The sequence below is a fragment of the uncultured Roseobacter sp. genome, from assembly GCF_947495275.1.
Lineage (GTDB): Bacteria > Pseudomonadota > Alphaproteobacteria > Rhodobacterales > Rhodobacteraceae > Roseobacter.
The window spans coordinates 536,742-560,856 of the sequence record NZ_CANLYL010000001.1 but is presented as its reverse complement, the minus strand read 5'-3'; the positions used below and the strand labels follow the sequence as shown (position 1 = coordinate 560,856).

The window sequence follows — 24,115 nt, the reverse complement described above, 5'->3', positions numbered from 1 at the left end:
AACTTCGAGACAATAATTCTTTAGCCCATACTTATCGCAAATGGCTGCCTTTTTGTCATTTCTAAACTCAGCCACTTGCTAAATTTCTAAACACATTTCGCGCCGTTCGTTCATCAAACTCTGATGAGCATTCGGTATTCCGTAATGAATTTCCCGCTTCCAAGAGTACAACATGGCTTCAAGTTCTCCGTTTTCATTCCGTGACCTTGTCAAGGCGACTGGCATACCCGTCGCATTTTTTGTTACTGCAATCGCCACCTGGTTACTGTTGGCTGAGATGGAGTTATTCGAACGGTTTTACGAATACAGTCGAGCTCATGAAGACTGGGATCTGGACGAGTTGGCATTGCTTATCGTGAACTTGACGATTGCTCTGTTGTTCTCAGTCTTTTTCCAGTGGCGCAGATTGAAAAAACTCACAACTGAACGCGAGTTCCAACGCCAACGCGCAGAAAAAAATGCCAGCCATGATCCGTTGACCGGGCTTTTGAACCGTCGGGCGTTTTCGTCCCTACTTGAAGAAATCGAAAACGGGCATCGAGAGCCAGACGAATTGGTCGTCGCGATGGTCGATTTGGACAGGTTTAAGCCTGTAAACGACCTGCACGGTCATGCGGCGGGGGACGTGACGCTCCAAACAGTTGCCCAAAGACTCAAGAACGAAGTCAATGGTGTTGGTAACCTCGCCAGACTTGGAGGCGATGAGTTCGCGGTTGTCTTTGAGGGCGCAGTCGACGCGAAGAGCGCAGAACGTGCCGTTCGACGCATTCTGCACGCCATGGAAGAGGCTGTGGATTTTGAAGGCAGTCAGATTTTCATCAGCAGTAGCATCGGACTGGTAATGTGGAGCACTGCAACGCCTTATGCCGAGGCAATGCGCCGAGCTGACAAGGCATTGTACATGGCGAAGAGCGAAGGCAGAGGTCAGTTTGCCTGGTATGATGCGGAGTTGGACAAACAATCTCATGAGCGGGCAGAAATCGAAGCTGACCTTCGGGAGGCTATTCAGAGGTCAGAAATCGAACCCTGGTTTCAACCAATCATCCAAATTGAATCGAATAAACTCGTTGGATTCGAAGTTCTTGCACGATGGACCCATAAAACGCGCGGTAACATCCCCCCCAATGTATTCATTTCGATTGCAGAAGACAGCGGCCAGATCGGAAATCTTGGCATCAGCATATTGCAGCAGGCTTGTATGTCAGCGAAGAACTGGGATCCAAGTCTCCTGATTTCTTTCAATGTTTCTCCCTACCAGTTTCATGACCCCAAACTTGTCGATCAGATCAAAGATATCGTGGAAAGCTGCAATTTTGATGCGAGGCGGCTGACAATAGAAGTCACCGAAAGCTCTGTTATCCATGATTTTGAGGTTGCGCGGGAAAAACTGAATGCGTTGAAGAAACTGGGTGTCTCGGTTGCGCTTGATGATTTTGGCACTGGATATTCCAGTCTAGCAAGCCTTCGGCAACTGCCTTTTGACAGGATTAAGATTGACCGGAGTTTTGTAACAAACATCGCGATGGAACCGCAAAACCAGAAAATTGTTACCGGTATTATGGCGTTGGCAAACGGGCTTGAGCTTGACGTGACCGCAGAAGGTATCGAATCGTGCGACGATCTTGGATATCTTCAGTCGCTCGATTGTTCACTGGGTCAGGGCTTCCTGTTCGAAAAGGCGGTTCCCGCCGAGCAAGTTGGCTGGTTGTTGGAAACCAAATGGAGCGAGTGGCAAGTCGATCCGCTAAGGGAGGATACCGAACCGCGCAAAGACATGCGTGACGCGGGCTAAAATCTCCTCGCGCTCTTCATAGAGAAGCGGACGATGGGCTGACGTCCCCTTTGTTTCAACAGGTTACCTCAGAATGAAGTCGTCGGTGTCTGCGACGAACTCCGTTGGCCACACTTGTAGCGGCCAAAACGAACCTTTGGCTCGATCATCGCGAAAAGCAGAAGGACCTGCTTTGGGCTGGCCGCAATTAATGGTGCGTCGCGCGGCTAATGTCGGCGAAGAGCCCTAAATCTACCGAAGACTGTGATTTGTCGAATGTCTGCTGAGCTCAACTCATTGATTACACTTGGCGGCGTTAGGTGGTTGATCGAAACGAACGTCAGCTATGTTTTCGAATAGCTTGGCAACTGAATCGATGTCCGAAAGTTCATTAAGTGGAGCAAGACGCGCCTTCAGCGCAGAACCGTAAATTCGCCAAATCGCAGCGCGGGCTTCCACACCTTTCGAGGTGATGCGCAACATTCTCCCACGTCGATCCTCTTTGGCAACACAAGTCTTTAGCAATCTAGCAGCTTCCATTCGTCGGGCCATATGAGAAAGCGCAGATGGCTCGAATAGCAACTCTTCCATGATCACAGCGGGGCGCGCTGCTCCTCCCAGTTTTTCGATAGTCCAAAGAACATCGTACCAGGTGAGCGGCGGCAACCCTTCCTCTCGCAGCCTCCGATCAACCCCTCGCATCAACGACAACCTTGCCCGGTTTAGCGCAATCCAGACCGCTACATGAGCAGGGTCAGGATTTGGCATGGCATCGTCTTCGGCTGCTGCGGCTTTCACGTCTGCGTTATCACTCATACTTCCTCCTAGCATTACCCGCTGCTATCAAATTACATGATGTCGTCAACTAATAATTTACTCAACTTTGGGAGTTCCTCTATGCGTATTATCTTAGCTACAACGCTTGTGACAGCGCTCGCCCTTCCGGCATTCGCCGAGACCCGCACATTTAAGACAGACGCTGGCCATACCGAGGTGCGCTTCGGCTGGGACCACGCAGGTGTCACGCGGCAACATGGCGAATTCGACCGTGCCGGTGGCACTTTGTCCATCGACCTTGATGATCCAACTTCCGCAACACTGGAAGTGACGATTGATGCGGCGTCAGTCTCAACCGGGTTCGGTCCGCTTGACGATCACATAAAAAACGCAGATTTTTTGAAAGTCGATGAGCACCCAAACATTCAGTTCGTCTCAAACTCGATCACACGTACTGGTGAGACAACCGCTGACGTTGCCGGCGATGTGACGCTGCGAGGTGTGACTGTGCCTGCCACTCTGAAAGTCGAATTGATTCACCAGGGCAAGCATCCCGTTGCGCAGTTTCTCGATTATTACAAAGGGGACTGGTTGGGGTTCCATGCCTCCGCTGAAATCGATACCACACCTTTCGGTTTTGCTCTGCCCGTCGGGACTTTGGCGTTTGATATATCTACAGAGATGAAAGCCGAGTAGCATTGAATTGCTGGGCTATCTCTTTCATGAATTGGAAGGTATGGTCCGGCAATCAGTTTATGTGTCTAATTGACAGTCCCAAGTCACTTTCATTTGCTTCAAGGGAGGTGGCGAACACCGCTGGCTCCCCAATCTCGATCAAGTGGCACCCTTTCCTGAAAGCGGTCATCGGTGCAAATGCAGCGAAAGGCGGCTTAGGTCCGCGACTCCGGCCATTACCGCTCAAATCCAATGTCGGCTTCGGGCTGGCCGCAGTCATTGGTGCGTCGCGCGGCTAAGGTCTGCGAAGAGCCCATAGTTCCGAATGCTGCGCTTTGCACGAGTAGCCGCAAAGCGCTGACTGCCGACATTGGCGTACGTAAGGACGGCATCAATCGGACATCCAGTCTACCAGAGACTGCTGCACCGCAGCATTCTACGAAGCGGACATTGATCCAGACAAAGTAAGTGCGGTTGGAAATGATGACGCGCTTGCTTGGTGGCGCCAAGGCAAAGTCATCCAAGCAGTGTGCGCATGTCGCCATTTTCGAGAACCGCACTATCACGAGAATCGCGCATAGCTGTTTCAAGCATCGCACGAGCCAGTTCGTCGGAAGTCACGCCAATTGTCGGCACGAGCCTTTGGAGCGGTTTGAAGACATAGTCTGCCGGTTTCCAACTGCTCCTCGGCCCGGACGGTGAAATGTAACCCGGACGGAATGCGAACTTCCGTTCGAGGTCAGACGCGAACAGTGCGCTCTCCGCCTCTCCCTTGACCTTCAATGCAAACGACATGCCGCCGCCGTCTGGCCGGGCACCTTGTGCAGAGAACAAGCAAAACGTCGCTTTTGGTACCGCCGTTTCACAAGCTGTCAGCAAAACCCGCAGCCAGTGGACTGTGATTTCCTCGTACTCCTGCCGGCTGACACGCGCGGAATAGGTGGCAAGGCAATGGAAGACCGTGTGTGTCTGTTCCCATGAGATATGGCTCAATGGCTTGGGTGTCGCCGAAATCTGTGAACGAGACTTCCGTGAGTTTTCCATGAACTCGGCCCGTCGGCCTGCGCCCAAGCGAAACGACCTCGCGGGCGTTTTCATCGGTCAGCAATGCCGCGAGGACCGACGACCCCACCATCCCAGTCGCGCCGGTCAGCAGAACCCGCCCAAGTGGTCGAGGTGTCTTATCAGTCGGATTGGGCACGTCGTTCTGCCTCGGCCTTCAGACCGCGATTGAAGGCTTGGTAGCCACCCACGTACATCTTGGCCAAACGACCGCCCATCAGGAAGGTGATGCCACCCATGATCTCGTCGGATTGCACGAAACGGGACCTTCCTTCTTTCTGAGGCGCGACACGGAAGTGGTGATTGTCGCGAACGCCGCCTGGTCCTTTCTCGGCTCAGTAGAACTCTGACCCATCCACGACTGTGATCGTGTGGTCCAGCGTGGTCAGCTTCTCCTTTGATGCATCAAGTTGAAAGCTGACGGTGACCCTCGATCTGTCCTTGATCTCTCCCTTGATGCCCACTAGGAACGCCGCCCAGTTGTCGTAGTTGGCCGTGTCCGTCAGCACGGACCAGACCACCTCTAGTGGCGCATCGATCGCAATGTCGATGTGAATCCTGTGATGCGAGAAGCTCACTTTTTCCGATGATCCGTTTTCCATGACTTTCTTTCTTACGTCTCAGACACTGATTGGCGACGGGCCATCTCTGCCTTGAACTGTGATCCTTCCGAACCGATTCCGCATGCGATTGGATCGAAAAAGATAGATCGAGATGACGATATAGTTGATGCACTCCTGCACGAAGTTCCGGTAGCGATCCGGGCTTTCCAGCATGTCGAAAGTCTGCACGGCGCACATCGTGGCAAGTGCTGTGAACATGACCAGCATGGCAATCGGCGTTAAGCTCCAGCGCAGGAAGTACCCGATCAGAAATGTGGCCCCAGATGCGGTGATCAGGATCCAGTGGAGGGTCTGCATGCCCACCGGAAAGGTCGCATTTTGCAACAGCATCAGCGGAGCGAGCCCGGTGAAATACTCCAGAAAGCCAAGCAGTCCCCAGCCGAGCATGACAACCGATGCCAGCACGATCAGATACTCGAAGCCTTGCGAGATACGGTCCATGAATGTCATCATCGCGGTCACCCCAACATCCGCATCATGAACCGGTCAAACATTCGGTCGCTCAGAATGCGGCGAAAGAAAATGGCCTGTCTGACGCCGACACCTGCCGCGTAGCGCGTTCTGGGTTTGCGGGCTTTGATCGCCCCAACGATGACATTGGCGATCACACTGGGTGGAGAAGCTGTGCCCTTCTCCGCACCCATATTGCGGAACTAATCCGCCATCTTCCGCGCAATGGCGCTATATGGCCCGCTACCGGAGGTTTCCAAAAGCGGATCGATGAAACCGCCTGTGATCTCAGTATCGATGGCGCCGGGTCGAACGATCGCCACATCAATCCCGAACTGGGCTGTCTCGGCACGCAGACAATCGCTGAACCCTTCGAGCGCAAGCTTGCTTGAGACGTACCAGGCTGTCGGCGGTGCGTGCACCTTTCCCTCGCCGGACGAGACGTTGATAATCTTGCCCCACCCCTGCTCGCGCATGTGGTGCAGGACCAGTTGGGTTAAGCGGCCAAGCCCGAAGAAATTGACGTCGAACTGATAGCGGATGAGGTGGATGGCTCCTGCTCCACCGGCATCGAACGTGCCAAAGTGCAGTTGTCAACGACTGCTAGGAAAGGAGCCACCCAATGACAGTAAAGACCGTAGGCCTGGATTTGGCCAAGGACGTTTTTCAGGTGCACTGTGTTTCAGCCACCTGACGCAAGATAATCAACAAGAAGATCAAACGCGCGAAGCTGGTCGCATTCTTCGAGACGTTGCCGCGCTGTGTGGTGGGAATGGAGGCTTGCGGATCATCTCACCACTGGGGACGCAAGCTGCGCGAACTCGGCCATGACGTTCGGCTCATGCCAGCAGCCTATGTCAAACCGTACGTGAAGCGCGGCAAGACTGACGCGGCAGATGCCGAGGCGATTTGTGAAGCTGTGCGTCGACCAACCATGCGCTTTGTCGAGATCAAGTCCGAAGACCAGCAGGCGGTTCTTGCAATCCATCGAGCGCGGGATCTGGTCGTCAGACAGCGCACTCAGGTCGTGAACATGATCCGAAGCATACTCCGTGAGTTCGGTCACATCCTGCCAACGGGCATTGAGGCTGTGTCCAAGTTTGCCCGGGACCACGGCACTGAAGAGCAGTTGGAAATGCCCGAGATCGCGGACGGCATTCTCGGTGTGATGTGCCATCAGCTGAATGGTCTCAATGCGCGTATCGACGGGCTGAGCAAATTGATCGAGCAGCACGCATGGCTAGATGCAGATGCACGGCGGTTGATGCGCATACCAGGGGTCGGACCAATTACGGCCTCGGCCATTGTCGCCACCATTGGCGATGCGAAACAGTTCGAAACCGGGCGCGATCTGGCGGCATGGCTGGGCCTTACGCCGCTGAACAAATCCAGCGGCGGCAAAGAACGTCTTGGGCGCATTACCAAGAAAGGCGACCGGTACATCCGAAAGCTGCTGATCGTCGGAATGACCTCGCGCGCGCTCATGGCCAGGAACAAGCCTGAGAAGGCTGACATCTGGACCGCGAAATTACTCGACCAGAAGCCCTTCAGGCTCGCCACCGTCGCAATGGCCAACAAATCCGCCCGGATCATCTGGGCAATTCTCACCAAGGGAGAAGAATATCGGCAGCCGATCGGTTGATCCTGCCAAGAGATGCAAGACGTTTGATGTGATGATGCGAAACGAAGTCAACCAAGAGTAAGGACACTCCGACCAAGGCCGCGGCCTACGACGTCGATTAGCCGATAGGAACCTTACTTGCGGAACTCATCAGGGCCAGTGGCAACCGCCACGCAAACAGGCCGGACACACGACTGTACTGACAGACCATCGCAACCACAGAAATCTCTTGCAATGCAGGAGCCATCCACACACGCCTTTTCGATGTCGATCTCCTCGACCGATCCATAAACCGGCAGACCCGCGTTGTTGACCAGAATGTCGACGCCGCCATGATCGCGCGTGATTTGCTCGACCACTGCGACGACGTCTTCCTCTTTGGTGACATCCATCTTGATCGGGGTGCATCCGAGCGCTTTCAGATCGTCCATGATCTCGACCCGGCGCGCGACCGGATTGACGACGTACCCTTCCTTGACGAGCGCTTCTGCAGTGGCCTTGCCGATGCCGCTGGACGCGCCAGTCACAAGGGCAACTCTCTTTCCATTGTCATGCATGGCTTCGCCCTCAGACAGGAAATGCCTGACCGGTCATCTCTTCCGAGAGCAACCAGAGACGCTTGGCCACATCATGATCGTCGCAGATTGGATTACGGATTGCGACGCCGACCTTGCCACTCTTCTCTTCGGGACCTGTCGGGCCAAAGTAATCCCCGCCTCCGACTTCATCAGACAGGGCGGCGATCAGAGACGGCTTGGCAGCGTCTTCGTTGGAATGCAGCAGTTGCTCGACTCGCGCCTTCATCGCCTCGCTCGAGGCGTCGTCCAGATCCTGGAACAAACCGGAATCGGACCCGCCGGGATGTACCGTCAGCGACTTCATCACCTTCCTGGACGCCCGAAGACGGCGGTCCAATTCGTCACCGAACAGGAGGCAGGCAAGCTTGGACTGCCCGTAGCCAGACATGAAGCCTTAATTCGATCTCAGTATCCGACGAGCTTCCCAACGGGATTTTGACAAATCCATTTGTGTGCCTGTAGCTGTCCTTAAGCACTCTGGCACGAAAACTTGCCTCGGTTTCAAAAGTATGAAGCGCTCTTCGAAGAGCTGGCACTGAAACTTGTTCATGATATGCAGTAATCGATGCTAAAGGCCCGTGTGTTCTTCTATTTTTTTTGCTGCTTCGCCCGGTTGGTGCACAGATGTATCAATGGTCATCGTGCTCGCAGAAGAAATCGGCGCCTTGTCTGACCTCAGCACCAATGGGACAGTTTAGGGCGATTTGATAAGAGAAGGTTTCTGGCACATCGTAACGACCAATGAGTGGAGATGAGACAGAAGCCCGGGACACGAAAGAGCCACAGCGAGAAAGTGGTCAAAGATATTCGCCCTGTGACGCGCAAACAGTATTCTGCCGAAGAGAAGATGAGGATCGTGTTGGGTGGCCTAAAGGGTGAGTATTGCATTGCCGAGCTGTGCCGTCGTGAGGCTATTGCCCAGAGCTTGTATTACAGCTGCTCCAAGGAGTTCCTCGAAGCCGGCAAGAAGCGTCTTACCGATGATACGGCACGTGCAGCGACAAACCTTGCCGCAACTGGGCTGCGAGTACCCATCGAAACCTTCAAGTGGGATCGCTGTCTGGCTGGGTGTAGTTCCACTTGGTTGCGGAAAACGGAAGTAAAAATTCTGTGGCGAGAGGCATAGGTATAGGATGAAAGGCGCATTATGTGTCCCACCATTGTGGACCACCGGCGGTCCATGCAGCCTAAGTCATTGGTTTTGAAGAAATGGTGGGCGACCCTGGAATCGAACCAGGCGTGCGTCTCCGCGAGGGAGTTACAGTCCCCTGCCACACCTTGCGGCCTGTCGCCCACGCCGCTTTGCATTGCATCAGCGGTGGTGGCGTGATTACAAGCGGTGCCAAGAGGCGTCAAGGCGAAATCACCACCTTTTTGACGCGGGCAGCATTGGGACCTGAAAGATGAAAAAACCAAAGTGGGTTGTTCAAAAAGAGCAGGGCAAGAAAGCCCAGACCCGTGAGACGGTCTGGCTGTTCGGATTGCACGCGGTACGGGATGCTCTGGTCAATCCAACCCGCGAAAAGCTACGCCTGATCGTCACGCTGAACGCCCAAAATAAGCTGTTGGATGCCATCGAGACGGCCGCCGTGACGCCCGAGGTGGTTGATCCCAGAAAGTTCAATGCGCCTCTTGATCCCGGTTCGGTACATCAGGGTGCCGCCCTTGAAGTGAAGCCGCTTGACTGGGGCAGTCTGGAGGATGTTTGCATCGGCGCGCGTTCGCCGCGCGTGATATTGCTGGACCGGGTCACGGACCCGCATAATGTCGGTGCGATTTTGCGATCCGCAGAAGTCCTCGGTGCGTCAGCTGTCATCGGAACGCGCCATCATTCTGCTCCGGAGACGGGTGCACTGGCGAAAACGGCAAGCGGCGCGCTGGAACGACAGCCCTATTTGAGGGTTCGTAATCTTGCGGATGCGATCAAGTCTTTGCAGGGCATGGGCTATCTGGTGCTGGGCCTGGATGGGGAGGCCACCCAGTCGATCGAGGCGGCGGTTGACGGCAAACGCGACCACCCCGTGGCACTTGTTCTTGGCGCAGAAGGGCCAGGTTTGCGTGAAAAAACCAAGGAAACGGTCGATGCCCTGGTGCGGATTGACGCGGCAGGGCAATTCGGATCGCTCAACGTCTCAAATGCCGCAGCAATTGCCCTATATGCTAGTAGAGCATCTTTGTAAGTGCTGGGACGAAGGACATTGAATGGGTTATTCCACTAAGATCGCCACTTGCTGCTATTGCGGAACACGCGCTGCTCTGGTGCTGGGCAGGAATCGCCATGAACTGACCTGTTCTAGTTGTGGCGCCCCTTTGCATGAACTCAAACGCCTGCCGCAATCACATCCCGGCAAGCAGGAATTGGTGAAACCCTCGGCCGTGCGCAATACTGAGCTGCGCGACACCCGGAAAAAATACAAAAAACACAAATCCCACAAAAAATACCGGAAACGACGCAAGGGTTTTATGCAGCACCTGATGGAAGAGGCTTTTGACGTCATCGAGGACATCTTTGACTGACGATGTTTGGGCAATTCGCCCGCTTCAATTAACGCTTCGTTCACAGATTTGCGAGACAGTCTGGATATGCGCTCCAGAGCGCTTACTTACGAGATACATCAATGAGCCCGGAACGCTCGTTGATTTTCAAGACTGTCCCTCGTTCCGTACCTCTTCGCGCCCCTTGCCTCAAAGCATCGGGCGCTCTTTTTTTCCATAGAGTGACAGTGATAGGGTCGACCCCATGCAATATCCTGACGATCTGTTAAAAAACGTGCTCACAAAAACCCGGCGGATTGCCGTGGTCGGGGTGTCCATGAATCCCGTGCGGCCAAGTTACTACGTGGCCCGCTATCTTACTTTGAAGGGCTTCGAGGTTTTTCCCATCAACCCGGGTCATGCCGGTAAGAAACTCTTCGGGCGTACGGTGAATGCCAGCTTGTCAGAGGTCGATCAAGAGATTGATATGGTTGACATCTTCCGACGCTCCGAGGCCGTTCCTCCGATTGTTGATGAGGCTCTGGAGATGTTTCCGTCCTTGCAAACGATCTGGATGCAGATCGGGGTGGCCCATGCCGACGCCGCCTCAAAAGCGCAGGCACGTGGCGTGACGGTCATTCAGGACCGGTGCCCAAAGATCGAGTATCAGCGGCTCTTTGGGGAGTTGCGCATGGGCGGATTTGCGACTGGGATCATTTCGTCCAAGTTGTAAGGGCTCAATCCCGGGCGGCTTTCTCGGCAAGCCCGGACTGGTTTTGTCGGCGTCCAAGTTCGGTCATGACATCTGCCAGGGGGACATTTCGCGATGCCAGCATGACCAGCAAATGGTAGAGAACGTCGGCGGCTTCCGATGTCAGTGCCTGCCTGTCACCCTTGGTCGCCTCAATGATCGCCTCGATAGCTTCCTCTCCAAACTTTTCCGCGCATTTTTCTGGTCCCTTGGCCAAAAGCTGCGCGGTCCAACTGCTTGTGGCATCGGCAGATTTGCGCGCCTGAATGGTCTGGAACAGATCTTCAAGGGTCATGTCAGCCTCATGGGAATACCCGCGGCGGCCATATGTTCTTTGGCCTGCGCGATTGTGTAGTCGCCGAAGTGAAAGATCGAAGCGGCAAGCACCGCCGAAGCACCGCCTTCGGTCACGCCCTCGACAAGATGATCCAGGGTGCCGACGCCACCTGACGCGATCACCGGAACGGGCACCGCATCCGCGATCGCGCGCGTCAGGGGCAGGTTGAAACCCGCACGGGTGCCGTCCCGGTCCATCGACGTCAGGAGGATTTCGCCTGCCCCCTTTTCTGTAACCGTTCGGGCAAAGGCCACGGCATCAATGCCGGTTGGCTTGCGGCCGCCGTGGGTAAAGATTTCCCATTTTCCAGGGGCGACCGTTTTGGCATCAATGGCGACCACAATGCACTGGCTGCCAAACTGATCCGCGGCCTGCGCCACCACATCCGGGTTGGCCACGGCCGCAGAGTTAAAAGAAACCTTGTCAGCGCCCGCCAAAAGCAGGGCACGGACGTCGGCGGGCGTGCGCACGCCACCGCCCACGGTCAAGGGGATATAACAATGCTCAGCGGTGCGGGTGACCACATCGAACATCGTGGCGCGGTTTTCATGGGTGGCGGTGATGTCGAGAAAACACAGCTCGTCTGCGCCTGCCGCATCATAGGCGATGGCGGCATCCACTGGGTCGCCGGCGTCACGCAGATCGACGAAATTCACGCCTTTGACCACACGTCCGTCAGCGACGTCGAGACAGGGAATAATGCGGGTTTTCAGCATGTCAGATCATTCGGGCAAGGGATCATATTGGTCTCGATTGTCGACGGTCGCAACACGCATCAAAGCGTTTCGTGCGATCAGGATGTGGAATGGCATGATCGCTTTCAGATAAAGGCGGCCGCCGATGTTGTGCGGATGAACCCAGGTGGCCAGGTAAACGTCGCCCTTCACACTCAGAATATTGACCCGAAAATCGAGGTGCTTGTCGTCAAATCCCGCAACCACCGAGCTCTCGGACATGCTTTCGACCGGGAAGGGGCCGAACTTCTGAACGGCGCCGGGGCCATCGTTCAGAAGGCCGAAAGGGGCGACGACGATATTGCGCAGCAAAACAAGGGCTTTTGCCCAACTTGGGAAGTTAACAATGATCTCAGCGGCTTCTGGTGCCGTCAGATTGCTGACGACTTTGTAGCAATCCAGAAAATCGCCCGGAGCAACCCGTCTGTGCAGCGGGCTTTCCGTCGGCAGATTTGTTTTGTTAACCTGTGGTGCCATTTTGGGTCACGCTTTCAGGGCGGCAAGCGCCTCTTCGAGTTCGATCGCCCCATCATAAAGCGCTCTGCCGGAAATTGCGCCATTCAAATCTGCGCCACAATCGCGCAGGGCGATGAGATCTTTCAGCGACGACACGCCGCCAGAGGCAATGACGGGGATCGTTACGGCCCGCGCCAGATCTGCTGTCGACTGGATATTGGGCCCGCCCATCGCCCCGTCGCGCAGGATGTCGGTGTAGATGATGGCGGCGACGCCGGCATCCTCGAAGGACTTGGCGAGATCGGTGACCTGAACATCTGTCTCTTCCGCCCAGCCCTTGGTCGCTACAAAGCCATTGCGCGCGTCAATTCCCACGGCCACTTGATCTGGGAAGGCTTTGGCGGCAGCCCGAACCAGATCGGGGTTTTCGACCGCTACTGTGCCAAGGATGACACGAGCCAATCCTTTGTCGAGCCAGCCTTCGATGGTTGCAAGATCGCGGATGCCACCGCCGAGCTGCGTCGGGACCGGGCAGGCCTTCAAAATGGCCTCGACGGGCGCGGCATTGACCGGCGTACCGGCAAAAGCCCCATTGAGGTCAACGAGATGCAGCCATTCGCATCCGGCATCGACAAATGCTTTTGCTTGCGCCGCCGGGTTATCATTGAAAACGGTTGCCTTGTTCATGTCGCCATGCACAAGCCGCACGGCCTGTCCGTCTTTGAGATCAATGGCGGGGTAGAGGATCATCGGGCTTCCAGTCGATAGCAGGGTCTCGGAACATGGGCTGCTTCATGCACGCTAAAATGCCAAAGTGCAACGCGACGCAGGGTCATACTTGCGCCGGGAAACAGTATCTCCAAAGCTGCGCGCAACAGGAGGATGTATCATGAATAAAAACATCATAATGGCGACGCTTTTCGCGACACTGGGAGGTGCCGTCTTCGCGGACCCCATTGAGGGCACTTGGCAGACCCAGGCAGACGAAGGGGCTTTCGCGCTGGTCGAGATCGCGCCCTGCGGCCCGAATTTCTGCGGCAAGATTGACCGTACATTCAATGAGGCGGGCGAATATGCGTCCCCCAACATTGGCAAGACCCTGGTGATTGATATGGCAGCACAGGGCAATGGCAAATACACCGGCAAGGTCTGGCGCCCGTCGAACGACAAGATCTATATCGGCAAGATTGCTTTGAACGGTGATCAGATGAAGCTGTCAGGCTGTATTGCCGGCGGTCTGCTTTGTTCCAAACAGACTTGGGCGCGGGTGAAGTAGCCGACCGCTTTGGGGAGGGTCCGGTTGGCGATGATGATGATGCGGCGTTCAACGCTTCATTAAGAGGTCATGCATTAAGACATTGGCGAAGCCTCATCGGCCGTTTGCGGTTGCTGGGGTCAATTGTCCAAACTCTTACCGGGCCAATAAATGCCGCATCGACGCAAACCAGCCTCTGAAGTGACGCCAGAGTATGAAGACGCGGGCCTGTTCAAGAACAAGGTCGGTCAGATTGCTGTGGAACTCGTCCCACAGACCACGCGGAACTCGCGCAACGATCTTGTCGTGCGCGGATTCGTTCAGGGCAATATCGAGATAGAAGTTTGTTTTGCCGGTCGCCGTACGAAAGAGATCGGACCGCTTGAGGGACAATTGCGCGCCCTGCGCACTCATGCCGTTAGTGTTGCGGCAAAAATGGGTGAAGAGAAACCAGACATCGATGCTGTGCGCCTGCCGGTGATGATCGAAGGGGCCTGGCGGCCACGGTTCCAACGTGATCAGGCCGGTTGGGAAACGCGCAGCTATTACCTCTTCGCCGCGCGATGGTCATTGCGGGACGAGCATGGCAATTCCGTGGCCTATGGTGCCCCGCCGGTGGTGACACCCACCCGGGCGGTGGATTAGCTCGAGCTGCAAAGAACGCGATCACGGCTTCCAATTCAGAAAGTTTGAGATCATGCGCAAGCCGGTCGCCTGGCTTTTTTCGGGGTGAAACTGTAAGCCGATCATGGTTCCTGTGCCGACAACCGCCGTGACCTCGGTGCCGAAGTCGACATGCGCGAGCCTTTGTGATGCATACGTGACGGCCATGTGAAAGCTATGGACGAAATAGGCATGATCCCCAGTGCTGATACCTTCAAATACAGGGTGATCGGTATCGAGGATCAGATCATTCCATCCCATATGCGGCACTTTGAGGCTGGGGTCATCCGGTGTTATTCTGATCACCTCGCCCGCGACCCAGTCGAGCCCTCGTGTGTCGCGATATTCGCGACCCCACGTGGCCATCAATTGCATGCCCACACAGATACCCATGAACGGGCGGCCCTTGTTTTCAATAGCCTCGATCATGGCCGCATAGAGGCCGGAGTGTCCCTTGAGCGTCGCCATACAGGCCGGAAAAGCGCCATCGCCGGGCAGAACGATCCGGTCGGCGCGGGCAACGACATCCGCGTCTCCGGTTACGATAACCTCTCCGGCTCCGGTTTCACGCGCCATCCGTTCAAAGGCTTTATGTGCGGAATGAAGGTTACCACTTTCGTAGTCGATAATGGCGGTAAGCACGTCAGAGAGCGCCCTTGGTGGAGGGGATGTCATCTGCTTTGCGCGGGTCAACTTCAACCGCGTCCCGCAATGCCCGCGCAACGGATTTGAACGCGGCCTCGGCGATGTGGTGACTGTTTAGCCCGTGCAGCAGGTCGACATGTAGCGTGATGCCGCCATGGGTGCTCAATGCCTGAAAGAATTCTCGTATCAGCTCACAATCAAAGCTGCCGATTTTCTGTGTCGGCAAATCCACATTCCAGATCAGGAAGGGACGCGCGGACAAATCCAGCGCCGTGCGCACCAGCGCATCGTCCATCGGCAACAGGCAGGATCCGTACCGGCGGATACCGCGTTTGTCGCCGAGAGCGGCACTCAGCGCCTGTCCTAATGCGATGCCCGTATCTTCGACAGTGTGGTGGTCGTCGATGTGCAGATCCCCGGTTGCACGAATGGTCATGTCGATCAGGGAATGGCGCGCCAGCTGGTCCAGCATGTGATCAAAGAACCCAACACCTGTCTGGTTGTCATAGGTGCCCGTCCCGTCAAGATTGATCGCAACGGTGATCTCTGTCTCGGCGGTCGAGCGGGTCAGTTTGTGGCTACGCATGTAAGCCTCCGGGCAAGTGCTGTCGCGCGCTCTTATAGCAGGCTGTCACAGCAGGCCAAGACGCGACATTCGGGATTGCAGCCCCTGTGCCGGATATGTCAGCTTAAGGGCAGGGCGCAAGGCCCGTTCGAGGAGCATTCATGGCCACCTGCGTCTTTATTCAAATCCGTTGCACGCCCGGCAAAACCTACCGTGTGGCCGAAGAAATCGCGCTGCGCGAAATCCACTCCGAACTATATTCAACGAGTGGAGATTTCGATTTGCTTATGAAACTCTACATCCCCAAGGAGGAGGATGTGGGCAAGTACATCAACGACAAATTGCTTGATATCACAGGAATCGAACGGTCCTTGACGACCATGACGTTCAAAGTCTTTTGAGACGCGCCCTCCTTTCAGGCCTGACGGTATTGTTGGTCGGGGCCGGTGCGGTTAGCGCCGAGCAGCGAACCTACAGCGGTCAGGAAGCCGCGGCTTTGCGCTGTGCCAATACGCTGGCCTTCACGGCCGTGGCGCTGGAATCGTCGGGTCGTCTGGGTGAAACGGAAAAAGAGATCATGCTCGATATTACGGTCCGCATTCTGGATCGTCACGTCAGCGGGACGTGGCGGCAGAAAAAGGAAGCGCTGCGGATCGTGCGGGACCGGCGCGATGTTATTGAGACTTTCGAGGATTTCGAACGCTATGCCAACCAGTGTCTTGTGCAGTTTCCAATCAATTGATTGGCGGGTAGGGGGCAATCGGTCGCTTCGACACGGGCCCCAAACGCGGTTTTTCTAGACAGACGCGGGAGATGTACCCTAAGGTTGTTCTATTTTAGGGGGAATTTTCCATGATCAAAAGTTTGCGATTTCTTACTCTTCTTGCGGCTCTGGGGGCGTGCGGCACGACCGCAGAACGCGTCACAGCCAATTTCCAGTATTCGAACGCTGGCAGTTTGGGGACGCAAAATGCTGGATTGTTCGAGCCGGGTTCGCTCTTTTTATGGAATACGGCGACCAACGAGTTAAGCTTTCTCGACGTGCTGAACCTTACGCCGGTTGGCGGCAGCCCGGCACCTGCCAATATCTCATCTTCAAATGTTTCCGCAATCGAACTCAGCGGTATTCCGGTTGGCAGCAATCAGGATCTGGTTCGCGCGCAGGTCGGAGCGCAGGCAGCGTTCACCGCGCAATCGGCGGTACGTGAAGATTACAAGAACCTCGTCACCGCCCTGGCAAACTACGTCACTGAAATGGTCACAGAAGGCACCGATCCGGATGTCTTGTTGCGCCCGCGGGACCAGGCGTTCCGATTGGTTCTGGTCAGATCGGTCATTCGGGCCGAGGATTCTGAGCTGCGCATCGGCGGGGCAAACGCCTCCGACCCCAACAGCGTTGTAGCGGTCGAAATCGGGTCTGGTGCGTCATTCAATGTGCGCGCAGGCAGCAGCACCTCCTGTGCAAGCGCCGGGGCGTCAGGCGAGGGCCCATTGCCCGCCTGCTTCTTCAATGTTGCGATATTTGATCCGCAATATGTTGAGGGCAATCCGCGTCTTCAATTCAACACGGTCGTGGAACCAGCGGACCGTTTGGCGGACGCGTTGCGGGGCCTGCGCTGATCGGATTGGGAGTCTAGGGGCAGTATGCCACCTGCGGTTCCGTCGTATTTGCGCCACGCGCGCAGATATATTGAACTCCGGCGTGGGAGACGAAGTAACGTGATGCGTGTTTTTTCACCAGCATCCGGTAGTTCTCGCCGGCAAGACTGTCGTCAAGATAGCCTCTGAGATGGAAGTCGAAGAGATAGCCTTTGGGCGTCTTCTCAACGCTCAACGACATTTCTGTTTCGGCGATATCGACGCCAACAAAGCTTAGGAAATCATCCGCCAGTGCCAGCGGTGTTTGGCTGGAAAGATCAATCTGCGGCAAGGCCACAACCCGGTAACCGTCAAGTACGTCGGTGTCTGCGGCGAGAATGCTACCGGTGCCCAGGACGACGCTGCACACGACCCAGCCGAAAAATTTACGCGTTTTTGGGATCAAGAAAATCTACCTCGTCCAAGTGGCGCACGATTTTCCTACCAGGGCATGCCGTCGCCTTTACATCGCCGTGAGCAAATACTTTTCTGCCGCTGGGTGCAAGAGAGCCGAGGTTTTTCATTTCCTTGAACTGTCCGTAATCCGGGTGACTGGGGTCGAACTTAAGCCAACCGAGGAAGAAAGACAGAAGCCTCATCTTACCTTTGAGATCAGCACCATCGACGGAGAGATCCTCAAAATTCCCTGCGAAAGACACCGCAATCGCCTGTGTGTTGTGACCCTTTGTATGAGCGCCGGTGCGATCTTCGCCACGACCCTCGCAAATGTTCAGATCACCGTTATCCATGATGAAGGCCACGAAATTGTAGGGAATATCCAGACCAAGCGTGGGTCGGATGACTTGCAATTTGCGCATCCGATCAAAAATTTCGTCTTCCGTTTCCCAGATGTTGGGTGTGCTATCTGAATCCGGCGTTACCGTGTGGTGGATGAACACATGTGTGCGATCATTGCGGTCAACTTTGCCACCCAGTCTGGGTAACACGTTATTCGTGACCCATTCCTTTCTGCTGAAAAAATTTAAATGCGGTACAATTTCAAACCTGGCCATGAAAAATCCTCCTTAAAAAAAGCCAGATATTGCCAATTTTCCGCATAAAAATCAAGTTAAGGTTGATTTTCGGTGCTTTGTTCGTTCGTGGATAGGGTCTTTCAAAGGCCGTCGTCGGACAAACTGTCGCTGCCGGAAATACCCTCCCAAACGCGGCGCAGGGCGGTTTTCGGGCTCGCATATACTCCTGCATCGCTCTATCGACCGGCCTCTCTCGGGGCCGCGCAACACGACTGAACAATACATGACAATTGCCGTTTAAATGCCTGAAACTTGCCATTTTCCTTGGATACGAAAACGAAACCTTTGTCAGGCTAACAATAATAAATTTTGAGGAAAGCAGCAGTGACCGATACGGCAGTCCCCACCCAATCATACGCGGAATTACCGTGGATACGTAACGCCCGATTTGATACCGGATTCATCTTCGGGCTTCTGGCTTTATCCTGTATAACGGCCCTCGTCATTCTGGTTGAACCAAGCCTTTTCTATCCCATCCTCGTGATCGATCTGTGGTTTTTGGGGTATCACCATGTCATCTCCACCTTTACGCGGATTTGTTTCGACAAAGAGAGTTTCCAGGAACACCGGTTCTTGATGGTCGGGTTGTTGCCGATTGTGATTGTCGCCACGCTGGGGGTTGTCTGGATTGCGGGGCTTTGGGTCGTCGTGACCATCTATTTCTATTGGCAGTGGTATCACTACACTCGGCAAAGCTGGGGAATTTCAAGAGCTTACCGCGGCAAGGATAGAGAGGCCAGCTATGAGGACGGTTGGCTGGATCAGGCCATTTTTTACGCGGTGCCGGTATTTGGTATTCTGAGCCGATCTGCGGAGCAGCATCCAACATTCATTGGCATGGAGCTTTGGTCGTTTCCGGTTCCTCCCCTTCTGGCGAATCTTTCCGGATATGTCGCGATGGGGCTATTGATCTATTGGCTCATCGCGCGAGTCAGAGCGACCGCGGAAGGACGTCTGGCGATTGTGCACACCATGTACATGATGACGCATTTTGCGATCTTCTATCTCGCCTATATCGCGACAAGCGACATCACCCTGGGTTGGTTGATGATCAATATCTGGCACAACGCGCAATACATTCTCTTCGTCTGGATGTATAACAACAAACGTTTTAGCGGCGGCGTTGATCCAGATGCCAAGTTCTTGTCCTACATTTCCCAATCCGGGCGCCTGTGGCTCTACCTTCTGACCTGCGTGGCGATCACCGGTGTTGTCTATTGGGGTGTTTTAAGGACCATCGACTGGTTGTTTTTTGCAGGGCTGTCGGCAACGATCGTGCTCTATCAGATTGTCAATTTCCATCACTATATGGTCGACAGCAAAATCTGGAAGCTGCGCAAACCCAAGATGCAAAAGACACTCGATCTAGAAGGCTGATCGAATGACACAGGCGCGGCTTATGTCTGAAGGCGCAGCAGGCGGTGGATCGCGGCAAGACGAATTGCCGCTTCCAAACTTTGCGCAAAGACTTCAGCCGCGCGCTGACACCGACATAAAGAGCAAACGATTTGGTGTCGGTCTGCGACTGGCCAGCCTCGCCTGCTTGGCGTTTCTGGCCGCAGGTTTGGTCGATCTCAAACAAGTCCGGGCGCATATTATTGCTGTCTCATGGTCCACCTTTGCTGTGATGATCATACTGCATGTCGTGATCATTTTGCTGGCATCATGGCGGTTCATTATCATTGCCCGTGCTTCGGGTGCTAAAATTGGCGGCATGGACGCAACGCGTCTCACATTCGCCTCCACGTTGGCGAATATGCTATTGCCGACCTCGCTGATGGGAGATGCAGGGCGTATCTGGCTCGTACGCAGATTTGGCCTGACGCTGAAATCTGCCATGCGTGTGGGAGTTTTTGATCGGATAATCGGGCTGATATCTCTCGGCGTTATCGTGTTGATTGGGGCCTTGCTCGAACCAAGCATACTTCCATTATGGATCGTGGTAACAACATGCTTGCTACTATCTGGCGTCGCCGTGTTGGCCTACCCTCGAAGTGGTCTCGCCCCCCCGCGCGACAACATGCGAGATGCAGTAGCGCCATCCACCAATGGCCCCATTTTCTTCGCTTCCATGGCTCTTTCCGTGGCCGCTCATCTTGTTTCCATCGCAATTGTCTGGTCGTTCATTTTAGATCAAGACCTAGCGGTGACGGTTGCTCAGTTGTTAGCCCTGTTTCCGGCAGTGTTGCTGGCAGCGTCGATTCCGGTGTCGGTAGGCGGATGGGGCACACGGGAGATCGCCGCTGTCGCAGCTTTCTCGATGATTGGTCTTCCAGCATCAATGGCGATTGCGATGGCGTTATTGTTCGGGCTCACCCAGGTTATCGCGGCGGGACTGGGAACAGCCACTCTCAGCCTTTTTGGTGCTACGCAAGCTGGCGAGAATGGGTGAATCGCGTCTCGATTTAGCTGCGTTTGCGGTTGCCTTGACGGGTGTTTCTGCGATCCTGATCAATTTTCATGACCAATTCTGGTGGCCTGTGGATGAGGGGGTTTATGCCTATGTCGCCCAACGCGCCAATGCAGGCGCAATCATTCATCGTGACATCATTGATCTGCATGGTGGCTACGGCAACCTTTTGAATGCCTGGGCATTTCGCATGTTTGGCGAGGATTTGCTGAGCCTGCGATACCCGCTGGTGTTCATCAGCTTCGTGCAATGCATGATCGTTTACATTTTGCTCCGTTCTCACGGCAATTGGGTTGCGCTTGTCGGGACCGTCACAGTAGCGGCATTTTCCTTTGTGCAATTCCCGAACCCCAGTGCCAATTGGCACGCTCTCGGAGCCTTTTTCTGCCTGTGTCTATGCTTGGAAAAAATGCCGAAAGCGTCGGCCAAGCGATTGCTAATGGCAGGTGCCATCGTTGGGGTTTGCTTTTTTACCAGGCAGCTGAGCGGTGTTTTCCTGGCCCTTGGGTTGATTGCCGTATTGCTAAGCGAAGCCTCGAGAGAGACCGGCCAATCCCGGCTGCCTGCATTCGTTATCGGGTGCATCTCGGTTGCGGGCCTCTCCGTTTACCTGATCTCCAAGCAGCAGTTGTTCGGTGTGCTCTGGGCTGGTATCTGGCCAATCTTGCTTCTCATGATCGGCATGATGCGTGCACAGTTCTCTTGGTCTTTTACCGGGCGGACGGTCTCGCTTGTTGTCGCGGGGTTTCTGGCCGCCGGGGCACCGCTTGCGCTTGTCGCGCTGTCTCAGGATGCGTTTTCTCATTGGGTGAATGATATCTTGTTCACCGCGCTGCTGATCAATGGTCAGGCGTTCATCGAACAGGCGAGTTTCCTGGCGATACTACAACTGGCCTGGCAGAACATAGCGGAGCCGGGGAATCTTGTACCGATCCTGTCAGGCGCGGCATGGCTGGCTCTGGTGTTGTGCGTGCCATCCCTTGGTATTGTCGCGAGTTTGAACCTCTATCTCAGACGGCCCGTAGCGCCCAGTGTGATGCTGGCTATCTTCTGGGGCCTCGGGGCCTTGCACTACCAGATCCCGATCTATCTCTTCTTCGTGCTTCCGGCGATTTTGTTTGCCGTGCTTTTGATACGGCCAACGCCGGTTGTCCTGATTTTCCTGGGTGCCATTTCAGGCTGGGCGCTCATATTTCAAGCCGGGCAACCGCTCGAACGCGGCGTGGCGGGTACTGTGAACGGGTATCGAAGCAGATCGAACGTCGCGGCGGATCTACCCGGCGTCAGTCTTCGCATTCAACCCGATGACGCAGCGCTCTATCGCCAGGTCATCGACTTTATCCAAACCAACGCACAGCCTGACGAGCTGTTGATGACACTGCCGATGAATCCAGAGCTGAATTTTATGACCGGGCGTGCAAGCCCTGTTCGGTACTACGGCACACCGTTGGGGCTACGCTCGGACGAGGACGTTCACGCTACGTTGGGCGCACTCGATGATGCTGCACCAATTTACGTCGTCCATAGGCGAAAGGATAAATATCTCACGCCGCTCAGCGCGACACTTCTCGAACAAGTACAGGCCCGCTCGGCGGAACCGGTTCGGCTTGGTCCGTTTGATCTTTATCGCTATGAGGCAGCGCCGCCGGAAACTGCGCTCTCTGCTGAACGATGAAGCCCGGGCGCTGTTTGACCTCTTCGTAGATTTTCGCGATGTAGATACCAATGATGCCAAGGCCGATCATCAGGATCGACCCAACCACAATTAGAAGCAGGATGACCGTGGAAAACCCGGGGACAGCGGTCCCGGCCATCCAGAGCCAGAAAGTGCGCAAACTCAGGCCCGCTGCCAGGATCGCAAAGCCCGCCCCCAACAACGTCATCAGATGCATGGGCGTTGTGCTGAAGGAGACGATGGAATCCAGTGCGAGACGGATGAGCTTGGTCGATGACCACTTGCCACTACCCGCGACGCGTGGGGCGACATCAAACAGCAAGGTGCGCTGTTCAAATCCAAGCCATCCGACGAGGCCGCGATAGAATCGCTCTCTCTCCGGCAGGGCGTTCAGACAATCCACCACTTCGCGATCCAGCATCTTGAAGTCTGAGGCATTGCCTACGTCAATGCCAGCGAGCCGGTGGAACAGGTCGAAGTAGCGCCGGGTCATCCAGGCCTTCAGGGGCCCTTCGTTTTCGCGCGTGCGTTTGACTGTGTTAATGACCTTGGCGCCGGCTTGCCAACATCTGAACATTTCCGGGATCATATCGGGCGGATGCTGAAGGTCGGCATCAATCGTGATGACTGCGGCACCAGTGGCGGCTTTCAGACCGGCTGAAATCGCAGCTTCCTTGCCAAAATTCCTGGACAGGCGCAGGCCCGTTACACTGCTTTGCCCAGATGAAATCTGCTGGATTACCTGCCAGGTCGCATCCGTAGAGCCGTCATCGATAATGATATATTCAACCGAGCCCAGCGAATCCGCAAAACGGCGGATGGTATTAAGCGCTTCAACCAACCCTTCTTGCTCATGATAAGCAGGAATAACGACAGATAGCAGCGGCGTATCTGTCATCCATTGCTCCGATGCTGTGCCCGGAAGCTGATGGTTGTTGCTGGTAGGGTGACATTAATCCTGTCTGTCCAGCGTGGACCGCGAAGGCCAAACTTCGCGAGCACGAGCGACAAGGGGAAAACATGGGGGTAAGGGACGCGTTCCACCACGTCGAGCCCGGCGCGACGAAAGAGATCCGGTAGGGTTTTTTCGTCAAAGAAGGAGACATGTTCCGGGTATTTGAACGACGGCCAGTGTCGCCCCATGATGCGTCGGAAAATGCTTCCCATATGGGGGGCCGCAAGGATAACGCTGCCACCCGGTTTCAAACGTTTGGCGAGGCTTTCGACAAACGCTACGGGCTCATAAATGTGCTCAATGACATGTGTGGCTACGATACAATCGAAAGCCGGGGCGTCTTCGATCTCGTCGATACTCAGGTAAATCCGGGCAGACGTCCTTTGGCGCGCGCTTTTCGCAGCGCTGGCGGAAAGCTCAACACCTGACAGGGTGTCGAACTGGTCGCGTGCCTCGTCCAGCAGATATCCAGGTCCGCAGCCGACCTCCAAAAGCGAGCCGCCTGTCGCGCATTGAGCCTCAATTGTATCGAGCAGTTTGCGAAAAGTTGCCCGCAAACTCTGCTCCTGAACTGCGTAGTCATCATAGCCGGATACGCCGTCGCCGCCTGAAAAATAGGTGTCACTCTGGTAAAACCTGTTGGCTTCTTCGGCCGCGAGACGGGGGCTGAGAAAGTTGAGCGTGCAGGATTTGCAACGTTTAACTTTGAACGGGGGTTGAGAATAAGGCGTCTCCCCAGCCTCCGTACCGCCGCACATCGGGCAGGCGGCGTCTTCGATCAACCACTCCGAATTTACATCCATATCTTTCATTCGCGGCACCTCATCCCTTAACCGTTGCTGCGCCAGTTTCTATTGTGGGTAACCCAACGGAGATCGGTACTTGGGGCCCACAGGACTGGTTGATGATCGTATGAACCGGTATAGTGGCAAATTCGGGGCCGTTATCAGACAATGATCGGACGC

At 55.1% G+C, this 24,115-nt stretch carries 32 protein-coding genes, 1 tRNA gene and 2 pseudogenes; 14 read left to right on the top strand and 21 right to left on the bottom strand.

Annotated elements, in window-relative coordinates; translation table 11 throughout:
• The first annotated feature begins 172 nt into the window (after window positions 1–172).
• Entirely contained in the window at window positions 173–1,792 is a 1,620-nt protein-coding gene (locus tag Q0802_RS02740) for an EAL domain-containing protein (protein WP_298913179.1), read from the top strand.
• Window positions 1,793–2,065: 273 nt separating this feature from the next.
• Here Q0802_RS02740 and Q0802_RS02735 read toward each other — a convergent pair whose 3' ends face one another.
• A complete protein-coding gene (locus Q0802_RS02735; protein ID WP_298913176.1) occupies window positions 2,066–2,587 on the bottom strand; it encodes a MarR family winged helix-turn-helix transcriptional regulator in 522 nt (173 codons plus the stop codon).
• Between the two features lie 81 nt (window positions 2,588–2,668).
• Here Q0802_RS02735 and Q0802_RS02730 point away from each other — a divergent pair, with 81 nt between their 5' ends.
• Complete coding sequence (locus tag Q0802_RS02730; RefSeq protein WP_298913173.1) at window positions 2,669–3,244, top strand: YceI family protein; 576 nt, start codon at window positions 2,669–2,671, stop codon at window positions 3,242–3,244.
• A gap of 495 nt (window positions 3,245–3,739) precedes the next feature.
• Here the strand turns inward: Q0802_RS02730 and Q0802_RS02725 are convergent, their stop codons facing one another.
• From Q0802_RS02725 to Q0802_RS02700, 7 genes and pseudogenes are all read right to left on the bottom strand, one after another.
• The gene (locus Q0802_RS02725; RefSeq protein ID WP_298913170.1) at window positions 3,740–4,267 is read right to left on the bottom strand and encodes a hypothetical protein; all 528 of its coding nucleotides are present in this window, start codon (window positions 4,265–4,267) and stop codon (window positions 3,740–3,742) included.
• Window positions 4,268–4,292: 25 nt separating this feature from the next.
• Window positions 4,293–4,358, bottom strand: a pseudogene (locus Q0802_RS24710) (hypothetical protein); the annotation flags it as partial.
• Between the two features lie 49 nt (window positions 4,359–4,407).
• A complete protein-coding gene (locus tag Q0802_RS02720; RefSeq protein ID WP_298913167.1) occupies window positions 4,408–4,542 on the bottom strand; it encodes a hypothetical protein in 135 nt (44 codons plus the stop codon).
• A gap of 78 nt (window positions 4,543–4,620) precedes the next feature.
• Window positions 4,621–4,887 (bottom strand): SRPBCC family protein, encoded by a 267-nt coding sequence (locus Q0802_RS02715; protein WP_298913164.1) that lies wholly within the window; start codon window positions 4,885–4,887, stop codon window positions 4,621–4,623.
• Window positions 4,888–4,905: 18 nt separating this feature from the next.
• Window positions 4,906–5,361 carry a hypothetical protein gene (locus Q0802_RS02710; RefSeq protein ID WP_298913161.1) on the bottom strand — a complete coding sequence of 152 codons (456 nt, stop codon included), beginning with the start codon at window positions 5,359–5,361 and terminating at the stop codon, window positions 4,906–4,908.
• Window positions 5,362–5,366: 5 nt separating this feature from the next.
• Window positions 5,367–5,552 (bottom strand): hypothetical protein, encoded by a 186-nt coding sequence (locus Q0802_RS02705; RefSeq protein WP_298913158.1) that lies wholly within the window; start codon window positions 5,550–5,552, stop codon window positions 5,367–5,369.
• 9 nt (window positions 5,553–5,561) lie between these two features.
• A complete protein-coding gene (locus tag Q0802_RS02700; RefSeq protein WP_298913572.1) occupies window positions 5,562–5,900 on the bottom strand; it encodes an SDR family NAD(P)-dependent oxidoreductase in 339 nt (112 codons plus the stop codon).
• Between the two features lie 158 nt (window positions 5,901–6,058).
• Between Q0802_RS02700 and Q0802_RS02695 the strand changes: the two genes are divergently transcribed.
• Window positions 6,059–7,000 carry an IS110 family transposase gene (locus Q0802_RS02695; protein ID WP_298913569.1) on the top strand — a complete coding sequence of 314 codons (942 nt, stop codon included), beginning with the start codon at window positions 6,059–6,061 and terminating at the stop codon, window positions 6,998–7,000.
• A 113-nt stretch (window positions 7,001–7,113) separates the two neighbouring features.
• Here the strand turns inward: Q0802_RS02695 and Q0802_RS02690 are convergent, their stop codons facing one another.
• Together Q0802_RS02690 and Q0802_RS02685 are read right to left on the bottom strand one after the other, a co-directional pair.
• On the bottom strand, window positions 7,114–7,536 hold the full coding sequence (locus tag Q0802_RS02690) for an SDR family NAD(P)-dependent oxidoreductase (RefSeq protein WP_298913155.1): 423 nt from the start codon (window positions 7,534–7,536) through the stop codon (window positions 7,114–7,116).
• Between the two features lie 10 nt (window positions 7,537–7,546).
• A complete protein-coding gene (locus Q0802_RS02685; protein ID WP_298913152.1) occupies window positions 7,547–7,861 on the bottom strand; it encodes a hypothetical protein in 315 nt (104 codons plus the stop codon).
• A gap of 447 nt (window positions 7,862–8,308) precedes the next feature.
• Here Q0802_RS02685 and Q0802_RS02680 point away from each other — a divergent pair.
• Window positions 8,309–8,560, top strand: a pseudogene (locus tag Q0802_RS02680) (IS3 family transposase); the annotation flags it as partial.
• 207 nt (window positions 8,561–8,767) lie between these two features.
• Here the strand turns inward: Q0802_RS02680 and Q0802_RS02675 are convergent.
• Window positions 8,768–8,851: transfer RNA gene (locus Q0802_RS02675), tRNA-Tyr, on the bottom strand.
• 109 nt (window positions 8,852–8,960) lie between these two features.
• Here Q0802_RS02675 and rlmB point away from each other — a divergent pair.
• The 3 genes from rlmB (at window position 8,961) to Q0802_RS02660 (ending at window position 10,765) form a co-directional block, all read left to right on the top strand.
• Window positions 8,961–9,737, top strand: coding sequence for a 23S rRNA (guanosine(2251)-2'-O)-methyltransferase RlmB (rlmB, locus tag Q0802_RS02670; RefSeq protein WP_298913149.1), 777 nt, complete (start codon window positions 8,961–8,963; stop codon window positions 9,735–9,737).
• Window positions 9,738–9,759: 22 nt separating this feature from the next.
• On the top strand, window positions 9,760–10,074 hold the full coding sequence (locus tag Q0802_RS02665; protein ID WP_298913146.1) for a hypothetical protein: 315 nt from the start codon (window positions 9,760–9,762) through the stop codon (window positions 10,072–10,074).
• Window positions 10,075–10,297: 223 nt separating this feature from the next.
• Window positions 10,298–10,765, top strand: a complete 468-nt coding sequence (locus Q0802_RS02660; protein WP_298913143.1) for a CoA-binding protein — start codon at window positions 10,298–10,300, stop codon at window positions 10,763–10,765.
• A gap of 4 nt (window positions 10,766–10,769) precedes the next feature.
• Here the strand turns inward: Q0802_RS02660 and Q0802_RS02655 are convergent, their stop codons facing one another.
• From Q0802_RS02655 to hisA, 4 genes are read right to left on the bottom strand one after another with little or no spacing between them, the layout of a single operon-like run.
• Window positions 10,770–11,078, bottom strand: a complete 309-nt coding sequence (locus Q0802_RS02655) for a phosphoribosyl-ATP diphosphatase (RefSeq protein ID WP_298913140.1) — start codon at window positions 11,076–11,078, stop codon at window positions 10,770–10,772.
• On the bottom strand, window positions 11,075–11,836 hold the full coding sequence (gene hisF, locus Q0802_RS02650; protein ID WP_298913137.1) for an imidazole glycerol phosphate synthase subunit HisF: 762 nt from the start codon (window positions 11,834–11,836) through the stop codon (window positions 11,075–11,077). The genes Q0802_RS02655 and hisF overlap by 4 nt, the downstream gene beginning before the upstream one ends.
• 6 nt (window positions 11,837–11,842) lie before the next feature.
• Entirely contained in the window at window positions 11,843–12,331 is a 489-nt protein-coding gene (locus Q0802_RS02645; RefSeq protein ID WP_298913133.1) for a DUF2867 domain-containing protein, read from the bottom strand.
• 6 nt (window positions 12,332–12,337) lie between these two features.
• A complete protein-coding gene (hisA, locus tag Q0802_RS02640) occupies window positions 12,338–13,060 on the bottom strand; it encodes a 1-(5-phosphoribosyl)-5-[(5-phosphoribosylamino)methylideneamino]imidazole-4-carboxamide isomerase (protein WP_298913130.1) in 723 nt (240 codons plus the stop codon).
• 139 nt (window positions 13,061–13,199) lie between these two features.
• On the opposite strand from hisA, the gene Q0802_RS02635 reads away from it, so the two are divergent.
• Entirely contained in the window at window positions 13,200–13,586 is a 387-nt protein-coding gene (locus tag Q0802_RS02635) for a DUF2147 domain-containing protein (protein ID WP_298913127.1), read from the top strand.
• Window positions 13,587–13,736: 150 nt separating this feature from the next.
• Window positions 13,737–14,210, top strand: a complete 474-nt coding sequence (locus Q0802_RS02630) for a hypothetical protein (RefSeq protein WP_298913124.1) — start codon at window positions 13,737–13,739, stop codon at window positions 14,208–14,210.
• A 21-nt stretch (window positions 14,211–14,231) separates the two neighbouring features.
• Here the strand turns inward: Q0802_RS02630 and hisH are convergent, their stop codons facing one another.
• A complete protein-coding gene (hisH, locus tag Q0802_RS02625; RefSeq protein ID WP_298913566.1) occupies window positions 14,232–14,870 on the bottom strand; it encodes an imidazole glycerol phosphate synthase subunit HisH in 639 nt (212 codons plus the stop codon).
• 1 nt (window position 14,871) lies between these two features.
• Entirely contained in the window at window positions 14,872–15,459 is a 588-nt protein-coding gene (hisB, locus tag Q0802_RS02620) for an imidazoleglycerol-phosphate dehydratase HisB (RefSeq protein WP_298913122.1), read from the bottom strand.
• Between the two features lie 140 nt (window positions 15,460–15,599).
• Here hisB and Q0802_RS02615 point away from each other — a divergent pair, with 140 nt between their 5' ends.
• The 3 genes from Q0802_RS02615 to Q0802_RS02605 all read left to right on the top strand — a co-directional run bounded on the left by Q0802_RS02615 (window position 15,600) and on the right by Q0802_RS02605 (window position 17,058).
• Window positions 15,600–15,839: an Lrp/AsnC ligand binding domain-containing protein gene (locus Q0802_RS02615; protein WP_298913120.1), complete on the top strand. Its 240-nt coding sequence runs from the start codon at window positions 15,600–15,602 to the stop codon at window positions 15,837–15,839.
• Window positions 15,836–16,180, top strand: a complete 345-nt coding sequence (locus Q0802_RS02610; protein ID WP_298913118.1) for a hypothetical protein — start codon at window positions 15,836–15,838, stop codon at window positions 16,178–16,180. Before Q0802_RS02615 ends, Q0802_RS02610 begins: the two co-directional genes overlap by 4 nt.
• Before the next feature lie 110 nt (window positions 16,181–16,290).
• Window positions 16,291–17,058, top strand: coding sequence for a hypothetical protein (locus Q0802_RS02605; protein WP_298913115.1), 768 nt, complete (start codon window positions 16,291–16,293; stop codon window positions 17,056–17,058).
• Window positions 17,059–17,071: 13 nt separating this feature from the next.
• On the opposite strand, the gene Q0802_RS02600 is transcribed toward Q0802_RS02605, so the two are convergent.
• Together Q0802_RS02600 and Q0802_RS02595 are read right to left on the bottom strand one after the other, a co-directional pair.
• Window positions 17,072–17,482: a hypothetical protein gene (locus tag Q0802_RS02600; RefSeq protein ID WP_298913112.1), complete on the bottom strand. Its 411-nt coding sequence runs from the start codon at window positions 17,480–17,482 to the stop codon at window positions 17,072–17,074.
• Complete coding sequence (locus Q0802_RS02595) at window positions 17,463–18,089, bottom strand: N-acetylmuramoyl-L-alanine amidase (RefSeq protein WP_298913109.1); 627 nt, start codon at window positions 18,087–18,089, stop codon at window positions 17,463–17,465. The genes Q0802_RS02600 and Q0802_RS02595 overlap by 20 nt, the downstream gene beginning before the upstream one ends.
• A gap of 345 nt (window positions 18,090–18,434) precedes the next feature.
• On the opposite strand from Q0802_RS02595, the gene Q0802_RS02590 reads away from it, so the two are divergent.
• Together Q0802_RS02590 and Q0802_RS02585 are read left to right on the top strand one after the other, a co-directional pair.
• The gene (locus tag Q0802_RS02590; RefSeq protein WP_298913106.1) at window positions 18,435–19,487 is read left to right on the top strand and encodes a hypothetical protein; all 1,053 of its coding nucleotides are present in this window, start codon (window positions 18,435–18,437) and stop codon (window positions 19,485–19,487) included.
• 4 nt (window positions 19,488–19,491) lie between these two features.
• A complete protein-coding gene (locus Q0802_RS02585) occupies window positions 19,492–20,502 on the top strand; it encodes a lysylphosphatidylglycerol synthase transmembrane domain-containing protein (protein ID WP_366523292.1) in 1,011 nt (336 codons plus the stop codon).
• 1,571 nt (window positions 20,503–22,073) lie between these two features.
• On the opposite strand, the gene Q0802_RS02580 is transcribed toward Q0802_RS02585, so the two are convergent.
• Together Q0802_RS02580 and Q0802_RS02575 are read right to left on the bottom strand one after the other, a co-directional pair.
• A complete protein-coding gene (locus tag Q0802_RS02580; RefSeq protein ID WP_298913100.1) occupies window positions 22,074–23,093 on the bottom strand; it encodes a glycosyltransferase family 2 protein in 1,020 nt (339 codons plus the stop codon).
• Window positions 23,090–23,962 (bottom strand): class I SAM-dependent methyltransferase, encoded by an 873-nt coding sequence (locus tag Q0802_RS02575; protein WP_298913097.1) that lies wholly within the window; start codon window positions 23,960–23,962, stop codon window positions 23,090–23,092. The genes Q0802_RS02580 and Q0802_RS02575 overlap by 4 nt, the downstream gene beginning before the upstream one ends.
• Window positions 23,963–24,115 lie beyond the last annotated feature (153 nt).

Bases quoted from the DNA above. Each gene is read 5' to 3' on its own strand.
- Q0802_RS02690 (WP_298913155.1), bottom strand. From the start codon at position 7,536: ATGCATGACAATGGAAAGAGAGTTGCCCTTGTGACTGGCGCGTCCAGC.
- Q0802_RS02730 (WP_298913173.1), top strand. From the start codon at position 2,669: ATGCGTATTATCTTAGCTACAACGCTTGTGACAGCGCTCGCCCTTCCG.
- Q0802_RS02645 (WP_298913133.1), bottom strand. From the start codon at position 12,331: ATGGCACCACAGGTTAACAAAACAAATCTGCCGACGGAAAGCCCGCTG.
- Q0802_RS02630 (WP_298913124.1), top strand. From the start codon at position 13,737: ATGCCGCATCGACGCAAACCAGCCTCTGAAGTGACGCCAGAGTATGAA.
- Q0802_RS02635 (WP_298913127.1), top strand. From the start codon at position 13,200: ATGAATAAAAACATCATAATGGCGACGCTTTTCGCGACACTGGGAGGT.
- Q0802_RS02685 (WP_298913152.1), bottom strand. From the start codon at position 7,861: ATGAAGTCGCTGACGGTACATCCCGGCGGGTCCGATTCCGGTTTGTTC.
- rlmB (WP_298913149.1), top strand. From the start codon at position 8,961: ATGAAAAAACCAAAGTGGGTTGTTCAAAAAGAGCAGGGCAAGAAAGCC.
- Q0802_RS02710 (WP_298913161.1), bottom strand. From the start codon at position 5,361: ATGATGACATTCATGGACCGTATCTCGCAAGGCTTCGAGTATCTGATC.
- Q0802_RS02585 (WP_366523292.1), top strand. From the start codon at position 19,492: ATGACACAGGCGCGGCTTATGTCTGAAGGCGCAGCAGGCGGTGGATCG.
- Q0802_RS02725 (WP_298913170.1), bottom strand. From the start codon at position 4,267: ATGGAAAACTCACGGAAGTCTCGTTCACAGATTTCGGCGACACCCAAG.
- Q0802_RS02660 (WP_298913143.1), top strand. From the start codon at position 10,298: ATGCAATATCCTGACGATCTGTTAAAAAACGTGCTCACAAAAACCCGG.
- Q0802_RS02605 (WP_298913115.1), top strand. From the start codon at position 16,291: ATGATCAAAAGTTTGCGATTTCTTACTCTTCTTGCGGCTCTGGGGGCG.
- hisB (WP_298913122.1), bottom strand. From the start codon at position 15,459: ATGCGTAGCCACAAACTGACCCGCTCGACCGCCGAGACAGAGATCACC.
- hisF (WP_298913137.1), bottom strand. From the start codon at position 11,836: ATGCTGAAAACCCGCATTATTCCCTGTCTCGACGTCGCTGACGGACGT.
- Q0802_RS02735 (WP_298913176.1), bottom strand. From the start codon at position 2,587: ATGAGTGATAACGCAGACGTGAAAGCCGCAGCAGCCGAAGACGATGCC.
- hisA (WP_298913130.1), bottom strand. From the start codon at position 13,060: ATGATCCTCTACCCCGCCATTGATCTCAAAGACGGACAGGCCGTGCGG.
- Q0802_RS02575 (WP_298913097.1), bottom strand. From the start codon at position 23,962: ATGAAAGATATGGATGTAAATTCGGAGTGGTTGATCGAAGACGCCGCC.
- Q0802_RS02715 (WP_298913164.1), bottom strand. From the start codon at position 4,887: ATGGAAAACGGATCATCGGAAAAAGTGAGCTTCTCGCATCACAGGATT.
- Q0802_RS02740 (WP_298913179.1), top strand. From the start codon at position 173: ATGGCTTCAAGTTCTCCGTTTTCATTCCGTGACCTTGTCAAGGCGACT.
- Q0802_RS02655 (WP_298913140.1), bottom strand. From the start codon at position 11,078: ATGACCCTTGAAGATCTGTTCCAGACCATTCAGGCGCGCAAATCTGCC.
- Q0802_RS02615 (WP_298913120.1), top strand. From the start codon at position 15,600: ATGGCCACCTGCGTCTTTATTCAAATCCGTTGCACGCCCGGCAAAACC.
- Q0802_RS02595 (WP_298913109.1), bottom strand. From the start codon at position 18,089: ATGGCCAGGTTTGAAATTGTACCGCATTTAAATTTTTTCAGCAGAAAG.
- Q0802_RS02705 (WP_298913158.1), bottom strand. From the start codon at position 5,552: ATGGGTGCGGAGAAGGGCACAGCTTCTCCACCCAGTGTGATCGCCAAT.
- Q0802_RS02665 (WP_298913146.1), top strand. From the start codon at position 9,760: ATGGGTTATTCCACTAAGATCGCCACTTGCTGCTATTGCGGAACACGC.
- Q0802_RS02580 (WP_298913100.1), bottom strand. From the start codon at position 23,093: ATGACAGATACGCCGCTGCTATCTGTCGTTATTCCTGCTTATCATGAG.